The sequence below is a fragment of the Nocardioides cavernaquae genome, assembly GCF_003600895.1.
GTDB classification, from domain to species: domain Bacteria; phylum Actinomycetota; class Actinomycetes; order Propionibacteriales; family Nocardioidaceae; genus Nocardioides; species Nocardioides cavernaquae.
Genome location: NZ_QYRP01000002.1, coordinates 1,192,105 through 1,203,836, shown reverse-complemented (window position 1 = coordinate 1,203,836; position 11,732 = coordinate 1,192,105). Strand labels below are relative to the sequence as shown.

General features: G+C 67.6%; 10 protein-coding genes and 2 tRNA genes. 2 read left to right on the top strand and 10 right to left on the bottom strand.

Features of this window, described 5'->3' with window-relative positions; genetic code table 11:
- Positions 1 to 133: 133 nt before the first annotated feature.
- Together D4739_RS05920 and D4739_RS05915 are read left to right on the top strand one after the other, a co-directional pair.
- On the top strand, positions 134 to 337 hold the full coding sequence (locus tag D4739_RS05920) for an excisionase family DNA-binding protein (RefSeq protein ID WP_120059707.1): 204 nt from the start codon (positions 134 to 136) through the stop codon (positions 335 to 337).
- Positions 337 to 1,557, top strand: a complete 1,221-nt coding sequence (locus tag D4739_RS05915) for a tyrosine-type recombinase/integrase (protein ID WP_220699241.1) — start codon at positions 337 to 339, stop codon at positions 1,555 to 1,557. The genes D4739_RS05920 and D4739_RS05915 overlap by 1 nt, the downstream gene beginning before the upstream one ends.
- Positions 1,558 to 1,635: 78 nt before the next feature.
- Here D4739_RS05915 and D4739_RS05910 read toward each other — a convergent pair.
- From D4739_RS05910 to dnaN, 10 genes are all read right to left on the bottom strand, one after another.
- Positions 1,636 to 1,707, bottom strand: a tRNA-Ala gene (locus D4739_RS05910).
- Between the two features lie 31 nt (positions 1,708 to 1,738).
- Positions 1,739 to 1,855: a DLW-39 family protein gene (locus D4739_RS17015; RefSeq protein WP_238473537.1), complete on the bottom strand. Its 117-nt coding sequence runs from the start codon at positions 1,853 to 1,855 to the stop codon at positions 1,739 to 1,741.
- A gap of 89 nt (positions 1,856 to 1,944) precedes the next feature.
- Positions 1,945 to 2,018 (bottom strand) — tRNA-Ile (locus D4739_RS05905).
- Positions 2,019 to 2,098: 80 nt separating this feature from the next.
- Complete coding sequence (locus tag D4739_RS05900) at positions 2,099 to 2,608, bottom strand: DUF3566 domain-containing protein (protein ID WP_120059705.1); 510 nt, start codon at positions 2,606 to 2,608, stop codon at positions 2,099 to 2,101.
- A complete protein-coding gene (gene gyrA, locus D4739_RS05895; protein ID WP_120059704.1) occupies positions 2,608 to 5,277 on the bottom strand; it encodes a DNA gyrase subunit A in 2,670 nt (889 codons plus the stop codon). The genes D4739_RS05900 and gyrA overlap by 1 nt, the downstream gene beginning before the upstream one ends.
- 48 nt (positions 5,278 to 5,325) lie before the next feature.
- Entirely contained in the window at positions 5,326 to 7,449 is a 2,124-nt protein-coding gene (gyrB, locus tag D4739_RS05890) for a DNA topoisomerase (ATP-hydrolyzing) subunit B (RefSeq protein ID WP_120059703.1), read from the bottom strand.
- Between the two features lie 304 nt (positions 7,450 to 7,753).
- A complete protein-coding gene (locus D4739_RS05885) occupies positions 7,754 to 8,353 on the bottom strand; it encodes a DciA family protein (RefSeq protein ID WP_120059702.1) in 600 nt (199 codons plus the stop codon).
- A complete protein-coding gene (recF, locus tag D4739_RS05880) occupies positions 8,343 to 9,527 on the bottom strand; it encodes a DNA replication/repair protein RecF (protein ID WP_120059701.1) in 1,185 nt (394 codons plus the stop codon). The genes D4739_RS05885 and recF overlap by 11 nt, the downstream gene beginning before the upstream one ends.
- Positions 9,528 to 9,534: 7 nt before the next feature.
- Entirely contained in the window at positions 9,535 to 10,416 is an 882-nt protein-coding gene (gene gnd, locus D4739_RS05875; protein ID WP_120059700.1) for a phosphogluconate dehydrogenase (NAD(+)-dependent, decarboxylating), read from the bottom strand.
- A gap of 41 nt (positions 10,417 to 10,457) precedes the next feature.
- Positions 10,458 to 11,588: a DNA polymerase III subunit beta gene (dnaN, locus tag D4739_RS05870; RefSeq protein ID WP_120059699.1), complete on the bottom strand. Its 1,131-nt coding sequence runs from the start codon at positions 11,586 to 11,588 to the stop codon at positions 10,458 to 10,460.
- Between the last annotated feature and the right edge of the window lie 144 nt (positions 11,589 to 11,732).

Genomic DNA, 11,732 nt, shown 5'->3' with positions numbered 1-11,732 from the left:
AGGTCTCCGTCCTGGCTGTCAGGGGTGAGCGGAGCGAATCACGAAGTGACGAAGCCCTTGACGGGCAGGACGGAGACCGAACAATCCAACGGCGGGCGGCCGCGAGCCACCCACACATCTCTCGGGAGGAACCATGAGTGAGGCAGTTTCCCTTCGCCCGCGCTGGCACTCGGTGGCGGAAGTCGCGGTGATGCTCGGCTACGGCGAGTCCAAGGTCAGGATGCTGATCCTGCAGGGGGACCTGCGTTCCCTGAAGGATGGGCGTTCGCGACGGATCCTTCCGGAATGGGTCGACGAGTACGTCGCCCGACGCGCTGCCGAAGGCGAGGACGCGTGATGGCCCGCAAGCGGCTCAACGGCGAGGGCTCGATCTACCCCTACGAGCACGGCTTCCGTGGCTATGTCTGGGTGACGACGCCGTCCGGCCGGCGGCAACGGAAGTACGTCAGCGCGAAGTCGAGGCCCGAGGTTGTCGACAAGCTACAGGCGATTCGATCTGCGGCGGCCCGCGGCCCAGTCAACACCAAGTTCCCGACTCTCGAGTCATACCTGGACGGCTGGCTGACCGAGGTGGTCCGCCCGAGCCTGGCACCGTCGACGGCGTCGAACTACGACCTGTTTTGTCGGCGCTACATCGTTCAGGACCTGGGGAAGAAGCGGCTAGACCGACTGACCGTCCGCGATGTCCAGACGTGGGTCAATGCACTTCGCACACGGTGCCAGTGCTGCGCCCAGGCGAAGGACGCCGCGAGGGAGAAGCCGCGATGCTGCGAGCTGGGGAAGTGCTGCGGTCAGGTGGCTGCGGAGTGGACCGTTCATCAGGCGTGGATGGTCCTCCGTGGTGCGCTCACCCAGGCGATGCGCGACGAGCTCGTGTCGAGGAACGTGGCTGCTCTTGTCAGAGTCCCCGTGCCACGGAAGAAGTCGCGCACGGTCTGGAGCGTCGACGATGCCCGTAAGTTCCTCGAATCGTCGCGGAGCGCGGGCGATCCGCTGCACGCCGGCTACGTCCTCATGCTTGTCCTCGGCCTGCGCCGCGGCGAACTCCTGGGCCTCGCGTGGGAGGACGTCGACCTAGACGGCCGGGAGGCAAGGATCGAGTGGCAACTTCAACGGGTCGATGGCCAACTGATCCGTCGCAGGACGAAGACCTCCGCCTCGGATGCCGCACTTCCCCTACCTGACATCGCACTCGATGCCCTGAAGTCACACCAGACGCTGGAAAAGGTTTCGCGACTTCGCGCCGGCGAGGCATGGCACAAGTCGGGCCTCGTCCTGACGACGCGCTTCGGGCTTCCGCTGGACCCGCGAAACTTCCACCGCAAGTTCAAGGAGCGCGCGGAGGCCGCCGGGGTCCCTGTGGTCTCGGTCCACTCGACGCGGCGTACCTGCGCGTCGCTTCTCGTCGAGCTCGGCGTGCACCCACGGGTCGCGATGACGATCCTTCGCCACAGCCAGATCGCGGTGACGATGGACATCTACAGCCAGGTCACTTCCCAGAGCACTCGGGACGCGCTCGCGCAGCTCGGATCACGGCTGGCAGGGGGCGAACAGTGACCGGGTTGCTGCAGTTTGCTGCTGCAGGACGTGGAGAGAGGCCCTCTTCCACACGGGAAAAGGGCCTCTCACCAGCGGTGGAGCCTAGGGGACTCGAACCCCTAACCCCTGCTTGCAAAGCAGGTGCGCTACCAATTGCGCCAAGGCCCCGGATTGGCCGGAGATCCGGCCCGGGTGAAGATCAGACGTTGTCGGTGGCCTGCGCCCAGAGCGCCTGCTCCTTCTTGGACTCGCCCATCTTCTTCTTGGCGAACGCGGCACCAGCAGCGGCAAGGAGGACCAGCAGGATCTTCTTCATGATGCGGAGGTTATCAAGCACCGACGACCCCTCACCAATCCACCCCGAAATGCCGAACGGCCCCGCGTGATGCGGGGCCGTTCTTTCGGTGCGCCTAGGAGGACTTGAACCTCCGACCCCCACATTATCAGTGTGGTGCTCTAACCGTCTGAGCTATAGGCGCGGGCCAGTCACGACAAGAAATATCCCGTCGTGAACCGAGGGGGAACATTACCGGAGGGCGGTCCCCACTACCAAAACGGGTCAGCGCTCGTCCTCGGCCAACGTGACCTCGATGCCGCCGAGCAGCGCCGCAGCCATGTTGTAGAGGAAGGCCACCAGGGTCGCGATGGCGGTGATGAGGACGACGTTGACGACCGACACCAGCATGGTGAACCCGAGCACGCGCGTGGTGCCGAGGTAGTTCTCGACCTCGAATCCGCTCGCGGACGAGCCACCCATCACGCCGCCGACGGTCTCGTTGATGGAGTCCCAGACGCCGGCCATGCCGAGCACGATCCAGACCACGAAGACCGCGACCACCGTGACGATGCCGAAGGCGACCGACAGCAGGAACGACGTCTTCATGACCGTCCACGGGTCGATCCGGGTCAGGCGCAGGCGCGCACGCCGCGGACGCAGACCCGAGGTCACGGCAGCCGCCTCGGCCGCGCTCTTCGACTCCGGGTTGGCGCTGGCTCGCATCTCGTCACCAGCCGCCGAGATGGCGCTGGTGATGCGCTCGCCCAGCGTCTGCTTCGGCGCCTCGGTCATCAGTTCTCCCCTGCCTCAGTAGATTCAGCCTCGGTGGGTGCTTCGTCGGCGACCGCGTCGACGGGGGTTCCCTCGACGGCCTCGTCGATTGTTGCATCCCCCTCGGCGGGCTCGTCGTCCTTGGCCTCGACGGAGCGGGCGACGACGGCAACCGCGTCGCCCTTCTTCGGGGTGACGAACTTGACGCCCATCGTGTCGCGACCCGTCGGACGGAAGTCGGCGTTGACGGGGCTGCGAACGACCTGGCCGGAGTTGGTGATCGAGAGGATCTCGTCGCCCTCGACCACGATGAACGCACCGACCAGGACACCGCGGTCCTCGTTGGCCAGGCGCATCGCCTTGATGCCGATGCCACCACGCGACTGCAGCCGGTAGTCGGAGATGCGGGTGCGCTTGGCGAAGCCACCGTCGGTGATCGTGAAGACGTACTGCTCGACGACCTCCGACTCGCCAACACTCTCGCCCGCGGCCTCGGCGGCCTCCTCGGCAGCGATCTGCTCCGCGCGGATCACAGCCATGGAGAGGAGCTGGTCACCGTCGCGGAACTTCATGCCGGAGACACCGGACGTGGCGCGGCCCATCGGGCGCAGCTGCGACTCGTCGGCCTTGAACCGGATCGCCTGGCCCTTGCGGGAGACCAGCAGGATGTCGTCGTCGCTGTTGACCAGCTCGGCACCGATCAGCTCGTCGTCGTCCTCACGGAAGTTGATCGCGATGACGCCGGCCTGGCGCGGGCTGTTGTAGTCACCCAGGCGGGTCTTCTTGACCAGGCCGTTCTTCGTGGCGAGCACGAGGAACGGTGCCTGCTCGTAGTCGCGGATCGCGAGGACCTGCGCGATGGACTCGTCAGGCTGGAACGACAGCAGACCGGCGACGTGGCCACCCTTCGCGTCACGCGACGCCTCGGGGAGGTTGTAGGCCTTGGTCCGGTAGACCCGGCCGGCGGTGGTGAAGAAGAGCAGCCAGTGGTGGTTGGTCGTCGAGATGAAGTGCTCGACCACGTCGTCACCACGGAGCGAGGCTCCACGCACACCCTTGCCGCCGCGACGCTGGGTCCGGTACTGGTCGGCGAGCGTGCGCTTCGCGTAGCCGCCGCGGGTGATCGAGACGACCAGCTCGGTGTCGGGGATCAGGTCTTCCATCGACAGGTCGCCGTCGGCCGCGATGATCTGCGTGCGCCGCTCGTCGCCGTACTTGTCGACGATCGCCTGGAGCTCGTCGGCGATGATCTGCCGCTGGCGCGACTCGTTGGCGAGGATGTCGAGCAGGTCGGCGATCAGGCGCTCGAGGGCAGCGAGCTCGTCGATGATCTTCTGGCGCTCGAGGGCGGCCAGCTTGCGCAGCTGCATGTCGAGGATGGCGCGGGCCTGCAGGTCGTCGACGTCGAGCAGCTCCATGAGGCCGGTGCGGGCGGCGTCGGCGCTGGCGCTCGCGCGGATCAGCGCGATGACCTCGTCGAGCATGTCGAGGGCCTTCACCAGGCCGCGGAGGATGTGGGCCTCCTCCTCGGCCTTGCGCAGCCGGAAGCGCGTCCGGCGCTGGATGACCTCGACCTGGTGCGTGACCCAGTTGCTGATGAACTGGTCGATCGTCAGCGTGCGCGGCACACCGTCGACCAGCGCCAGCATGTTGGCGCTGAAGTTCGTCTGCAGCTCGGTGTGCTTCAGCAGGTTGTTGAGTACGACGCGGGCGACCGCGTCGCGCTTCAGGACGACCACGAGCCGCTGACCGGTGCGGCCCGACGAGTCGTCGCGCACGTCGGAGATGCCCTGGACCTTGCCGGAGTCGGCGAGCTCGGCGATCTTCAGCGCGAGGTTGTCCGGGTTGACCATGTAGGGCAGCTCGGTGATGGACAGGCAGGTGCGGCCCTTGGCGTCCTCGTCGATCTCGATCACCGCGCGCTGGGTGACCGAGCCACGGCCGGTGCGGTAGGCCTGCTCGATGCCCTGGCGGCCGACGATCAGCGCACCGTTGGGGAAGTCGGGGCCCTTGATCCGCTCGATGAGCGCGTCCTGCAGCTCCTCGCGGGTGGCGTCGGGGTGCTCGAGCGCCCACTGGGCGCCCTCGGCGACCTCGCGCAGGTTGTGCGGCGGGATGTTGGTCGCCATGCCGACCGCGATGCCGGCCGAGCCGTTGACCAGCAGGTTGGGGTAGCGCGCCGGGAGGACGGTCGGCTCCTGCGAGCGACCGTCGTAGTTCGGCTGGAAGTCGACAGTCTCCTGCTCGATGTCCTTGACCATCTCGAGCGCGAGCGGAGCCATCCGGCACTCGGTGTATCGCATGGCGGCTGCGGAGTCGTTGCCCGGCGAACCGAAGTTGCCCTGGCCGTTGATCAGCGGAGCACGCATGACCCAGGGCTGCGCGAGACGCACCAAGGTGTCGTAGATCGCGGTGTCGCCGTGGGGGTGGTACTGACCCATGACGTCACCGACGACGCGCGAACACTTGGAGAAGCCGCGGTCGGGGCGGTAACCGCCGTCGTACATCGCGTAGAGCACGCGACGGTGCACCGGCTTGAGGCCATCGCGCACGTCGGGCAGCGCGCGGCCGACGATGACCGCCATCGCGTAGTCGATGTAGGCGCGCTGCATGGAGGTCTGCAGCTCGATGGGCTCGATGCGTCCGTGGGGGCCGGGCGACACGATGCCGTCCGTCGGAGTCTCAGTCACTGTGCGATCTCTCTCGTTCTACCGGTATCTAAGGTCTGGGTTAGAGACTCAGATATCGAGGAATCGGACGTCCTTGGCGTTGCGCTGGATGAAGGAGCGTCGCTGCTCGACGTCCTCACCCATGAGGGTCGAGAAGATCTCGTCCGCCTGCGCCGCGTCGTCGAGGGTCACCTGGAGCATGAGGCGCTGCTCGGGGTTCATCGTGGTCTCCCACAGCTCCTCGGCGTTCATCTCACCGAGACCCTTGTAGCGCTGGACCGGGTTCTCCTTGGGGAGCTTCTTGCCCTGGGCCAGTCCGTCTCGCATGAGCGCGTCGCGCTCGGAGTCGGAGTAGACGAACTCGTGCTCGGCCGGCTTGTTCCACCGCAAGCGGTAGAGCGGCGGCTGCGCCATGTAGACGAAGCCGTGCTCGATCAGCGGCTTCATGAAGCGGAAGAGCAGCGTCAGCAGGAGGGTGTTGATGTGGTGGCCGTCGACGTCGGCGTCAGCCATCAGCACGACCTTGTGGTAGCGCAGCTTCTCGAGGTTGAACTCCTCGTGCACGCCGGTGCCGAGCGCGGAGATGATCGCCTGGACCTCGGTGTTGGCGAGCACCTTGTCGATGCGCGCCTTCTCGACGTTCAGGATCTTGCCGCGGATGGGGAGGATCGCCTGGATGCGCGGGTCGCGACCCTGGCGGGCCGAGCCACCGGCGGAGTCACCCTCGACGATGAAGACCTCGCACTCGGCGGGGTTGGTCGACTGGCAGTCGGACAGCTTGCCCGGGAGGCCGCCGCCACCGAGGAGGCCCTTGCGGTTGCGGGCCAGGTCGCGCGCCTTGCGGGCGGCGATGCGGGCGGTCGCCGCGGCCTGTGCCTTGCGCAGGATCTCCTTGCCCTCGCTCGGGTTCTGCTCGAGCCAGGCACCGAGCTGGTCGTTGACGACACCCTGGGTGAAGCCCTTTGCCTCGGTGTTGCCGAGCTTGGCCTTGGTCTGGCCCTCGAACTGCGGCTCGCCGATCTTGAGGCTGATGATCGCGGTCAGTCCCTCACGGATGTCGTCACCAGTGAGGCGGTCTTCCTTCTTCTTGATCAGGCCCCACGTCTCGCCCCACTTGTTGACGAGCGTGGTGAGCGCCGCGCGGAAGCCCTCTTCGTGCGTCCCGCCCTCGGGGGTGTTGATCGTGTTGGCGAAGGTGTGAACCGACTCGTTGTACGACGAGGCCTGCCACTGCATCGCGATCTCGAGGCTCATCGGGTTGGGGACGTCCTGCGACGTCTCGGCCTCGAAGGCGATGATCGGCGAGAGCGTCGCCTTCCGCTTGTTCAGGTGGTCGACGTAGTCGGCCAGGCCACGCTCGTAGTGGAAGACCTGCTCGAGCGCGTGACCGTCGCGGTGCGGCTGGTCCGGCGTCGCCTGCTCGGCGTCGGTGTCGCCCAGGGCGACGGCGTCGTCCTCGATGGCCTCGACGATGGACTCTGCCTCGGGGCGCTCGTCGCGCAGGACGATGCGGAGGCCCTTGTTGAGGAACGCCATCTCGCGGAAGCGGTTGGAGATCGTCTCCAGGTTGTACTCGGTCGTCTCGAAGATGTCGTCGGAGGCGTACCAGGTCACCTTGGTGCCGGTGCGCTCCCCGTCCTCGAGGACGCGCAGCTCGCGCAGCGGGTAGTCAGGGACGCCGGAGGAGAAGTCCTGCTCCCACACGCGGCCACGGTTCTTGATCTCGAGGCGCAGCGAGGTCGACAGCGCGTTGACGACGGACGAGCCGACGCCGTGCAGGCCACCGGAGACCTTGTAGCCGCCGCCACCGAACTTGCCGCCCGCGTGGAGGACGGTGAGCGCGAGGGTCGCCGCCGGCACATCCTGCCCGGGAGCGGTGTCGGTCGGGATGCCGCGACCGTTGTCCTCGACGCTGACGGAACCGTCGGCGTTGAGCGTCACCAGGATCTTGTCGCAGTGACCGGCGAGCGACTCGTCGACCGCGTTGTCCACGATCTCCCAGATCAGGTGGTGCAGACCGCGGACACCGGTCGAGCCGATGTACATGCCGGGGCGCTTGCGGACCGCCTCGAGGCCTTCGAGGACCTGGATGGCCGACGCGTCATAGTCAGCGGTGACCTGGGTGCTCGGGGTGAGCGTCGGGCTGGTCCCAACGGCCTCGGGGGACGTCTCGACCTTGTCGTTCTCCGACACTCGGCAACCTCTTCATTTCCGGTCCGTACATGCAGAAGGTCGCGCTGCGGATAGCGGGCGACCAGATACGTCATCTTACCGGTCAGAAGGCCCAGAACGTAGGACCAGACGTTCTGGATTGGGGGATCTGTGGACAAAAATGCCCTCAGCGGGCCCAAAAAGGCCTCTCGGAGGCCCTTCTGGGGGGTCGGCTGGGTCCCCCTACGCATCCGATGCCGTCAGATCGCCATTTCTCGCGCCGAGATGTTCCCCGTGGCCCGCCGAGATGTTCCCCATGGCCGGTCGAGATGTCGGAGGTGTTCCGTCACCCGTAGGTGTCGCGCGGACCCCGCCCGTCACGGCTGTTGTAGCGGCCCTTCTTCCAGGTCGGAAGGTTCGGGCCCTCGATCTCGATCAGCGTGACGGATCCGTGGCCGAGCTCCTCGTTGAGGCGCCTCACGAGGGTCGGCGCCAGCAGCCGGAGCTGCGTGGCCCAGGCCGTCGACGCGGTCCGCACGACGAGCTTGCCGTCGACGAACGCCGTCGGCTGGCAGTGCTGCGCGACCTCCGCTCCGACGATCTCGGGCCAGCGACCGAACACGCTCTGCACCTTGAGGTCGAGGGACCAGCCGTGGTCGGCGACGAGCCGACCGAGCGTCGTGTCGAGGGTCTGCGGGTCACGCTCGTCAGGGAAGGCACCCGACGCCTTCGGCACCGTCGTACGCCGCTGGCCGGGGCCGAACTTCCCGGTCTTGCCGCTCTTGCGTGGCTTCTGGCGCGGCGCGTTCTTCGCCGCACCAGCGATCGAGCGCGCCAGGTTCCGCGCCAGGTCCAGCCCGGTGTCGTCGTGCGCCGGCGCCGCCTCGGCCTTCTCCGGGAGAGTCCCGGTCTCGCCGTCCGTCGCCTCAGGGTCCTCATGATTCACGTGAAACAACTCCCTCACCGACGAGGTACCGCGTTCCGGCGAGCGCCGCCGGGACGTCGTCGGCCACCGCCGCGGTGACCAGCACCTGCTCCGCACCGGCGACCAGGTCAGCGAGCTGCTCGCGCCGTCCGGTGTCGAGCTCGGCGAACACGTCGTCCAGGATCAGGATCGGGTCGTCACCCTCGGAGCGCAACAGGTCGTACGACGCCAGCTTGAGCGCCAGGGCAAAGGACCAGGACTCCCCGTGGGACGCATAGCCCTTCACCGGCAGGCGCAGGTCGCCGTTGCCGAGGGAGAGAACGAGCTCGTCGCGGTGCGGGCCCACCAGTGAGACGCCGCGGTCCAGCTCGTCCTGACGCCGGCGCTCGACCTCGTCCAGCAACCGCGCCTCGAGCCAGCCGATCTCCAGCTTCTCCCGGTCGGGCCGACCCCCTGGTGTGCCGTCCTCAGCCACCGACGGCAGCGACGACTTGTACTCGATCCGGGCATCGTCGCGCCCCGCTCCACGCGCGACCGTCGCATAGGCCTTGCCCACATGGGGATTGAGGTCCGCGACGAGGCGAAGGCGCGCAGCGAGCAGCTCTGCCCCCACCCGCGCGAGGTGCTCGTTCCACACCTCGAGGGTCGAGAGCGCGCCCTCCTGGCTGCTCGATCCCCGGCGTGCCATGCCAGCCGTCTTCAGCAGGGTGTTGCGCTGGCGCAGGATCCGGTCGTAGTCGGACCTGACCCCTGCGAACCGCGGGGCCCGAAGAACGAGCAGGTCGTCGAGGAACTTGCGCCGGTCCGACGGGTCACCCTTCACCAGCGTGAGGTCATCGGGTGCGAACACCACGGTGCGCACCAGACCGAGCAGCTCGCGAGCACGCGGGAGTGACGTGCGGTTGACGCGGGCCTTGTTGGACTTGCCCGGGTTGATCTCGATCTCGAGGGTCGCGCTGCGACCGTCGCGGACCACTGCGGCGCGGATGATCGCCTGCTCGGCGCCTGCGCGCACGAGCGGTGCGTCACTCGAGACCCGGTGCGACGACAGCCGCGAGAGGTAGTCGATCGCCTCGACCAGGTTCGTCTTGCCCTGCCCGTTGCGCCCGATGAACGCGATCGGCCCGGGTTCCAGCGCGACGTCGAGGTCGGCGTACGACCGGAAGTCGTGCAGGGTCAGGTGGCTGACATACAGGGCGTCGTCAGTCCTTCTTCACTGCATGACCACCGAAGCCGTTGCGCATCGCCGAGATCGCCTTCATCGCGACGTCATCCTCCTGGCGGGAGACGAACCGCGCGAACAGCGACGCCGAGATGGCCGGCAGCGGCACCGCGTTGTCGAGTGCAGCCTCGACGGTCCACCGGCCCTCGCCGGAGTCCTCCGCGTAGCCGCGGATCTTGTCCAGGTGCTCGTCCTCGCGGAGCTGGTCGACCAGGAGGTCGAGCAGCCAGGAGCGCACCACGGTGCCCGTGCGCCATGAGGCGAAGATCTCCGGAACGTTCTCGACGATGTCGACCTTGTCGAGCAGCTCCCAGCCCTCGGCATAGCTCTGCATCATGGCGTACTCGATGCCGTTGTGGACCATCTTCGCGAAGTGGCCTGCACCCGGTGTCGAACCGCAGTGCACCAGCCCGTCGGAGGTGTCCGCGGGCTTGAGCGCCTCGAAGGCCGGCATGACCTTGGCGGCGTGCTCGGCCGATCCGCCGTACATCAGGGCGTAGCCGTTCTCGAGTCCCCAGACACCACCGGAGACACCGCAGTCGACGTAGCCAATGCCGTTCTCCGCGAGCGAGGCGGCGTTGACCGCGTCGTCGGTGTACTTGGAGTTGCCGCCGTCGACGACCACGTCGCCCTCGCCGAGCAGCTCCTTCAGCTCACCGATCGTCGAGCGCGTCGGGTCACCGGCCGGAACCATCACCCAGACCACCCTGGGGCTGGGCAGCTTCGCGACGAGCTCCTCGAGGGAGCCGACATCGGCCAGCGCAGGGTCACGGTCGAAACCGACGACCGTGTGGCCTGCGCGGCGCAACCGCTCGCGCATGTTGCCGCCCATCTTGCCGAGGCCGATGAGTCCGATCTCCATGCGAGTTCCTTCGAGTCGAGGGGTGCTTGGTTGGCGCAGCGTTACGACAGGAGGCGACGCGGCATCAGGAGGTAGCGGAACCCGCCGGTCTCCTCGCCCTTGCCGCTGATCACGACAGGCTTGCTCGCCTGCGTGAAGGCGAGCTCGACGACCGACTCGTCGATCGCGCCGAGGCCGTCAAGCAGGAAGGTCGGGTTGAAGCCCGTGGTGATGTCCTCGCCCGTGATGTCTGCCTGGACCGACTCGCTGGCCTGGGCCTCGTCACCGGATCCGGCGTCCAGGGTGAGTACGCCGTCGCTGAAGGCGAGCTGCACCGCGGTGTTGCGCTCGGCGACGAGGGCGACGCGCTTGACCGACTCGATCAGCGCCGCCTTGTCGACGATGGCGGTGGTCTGGTGCTCCAGCGGGAACAGGCTGCGGACCTTGGGGAACTCACCGTCGAGGAGACGGGTCGTCGTGCGGCGCACGCCGCCGGCGAACGAGCCCTCGAAGCCGATGATGCCGTCGCCCGTGCCGGAGGCAGAGAGCGCGATCGTGATCTCGGAACCGGCGGTCAGCGACTTGGCGGTGTCGGCGAGCACCTTCGCGGGCACCAGCGCTGCAACCGACTCGTCGGGGGTGTTCGGGGACCAGGAGAGCTCCCGGTGCGACAACCGGAACCGGTCGGTCGCCAGAAGGCTGATCGTGTCGCCGTCGATCTCGATGCGGACACCGGTCAGGACCGGAAGCATGTCGTCGCGGCCGGCGGCCGTGACCGCCTGGCTGACGGCCTGGGCGAACTCGTCGCTGGCCACCTTGCCAGTGGCCGCGGGCATGTCCGGAAGTGTCGGGTAGTCGTCGACCGGCATCGTCTGCAGCGAGAAGCGCGCCGAGCCACACGTCAGCGTCACCCGCGAACCATCCAGCACGACGTCGACCGGCTTGGCCGGAAGGTTGCGACAGATGTCGGCCAGGAGGCGGCCGCTGACCAGGGCAGTGCCTTCGTCGGCGACCTCGGCAGCCAGCGTGGCCCGTGCGGACGTCTCGTAGTCGAAGCTCGACAGGACCAGCCCGTCCTGGCCCGCTTCGATGAGCAGGCCGGCGAGAACCGGGACGCTGGGACGGACGGGCAGGGAGCGGGCGGCCCAGGCGACAGCGTCGGCGAGGGCGTCGCGCTCGATGCGGAACTTCACTTCTCGGGCCTCCGTGGGGAAATGACAAGTCTGGACTGAGCATCCTGCCATGTGGCCCGAGACATGGGGAGGGCGCGGGGGGACTTGTGGTTTCCCCGCAGCTCCCCGGACGGGGTTCTCCCCAGAAAGCCAGCCGTCAGGGAG

Coding starts and splice junctions, on each gene's coding strand:
- D4739_RS05920 (WP_120059707.1), top strand. CDS start 134: ATGAGTGAGGCAGTTTCCCTTCGCCCGCGCTGGCACTCGGTGGCGGAA.
- D4739_RS17015 (WP_238473537.1), bottom strand. CDS start 1,855: ATGAAGAAGATCCTGCTGGTCCTCCTTGCCGCTGCTGGTGCCGCGTTC.
- gnd (WP_120059700.1), bottom strand. CDS start 10,416: ATGGAGATCGGACTCATCGGCCTCGGCAAGATGGGCGGCAACATGCGC.
- D4739_RS05900 (WP_120059705.1), bottom strand. CDS start 2,608: ATGACCGAGGCGCCGAAGCAGACGCTGGGCGAGCGCATCACCAGCGCC.
- D4739_RS05915 (WP_220699241.1), top strand. CDS start 337: ATGGCCCGCAAGCGGCTCAACGGCGAGGGCTCGATCTACCCCTACGAG.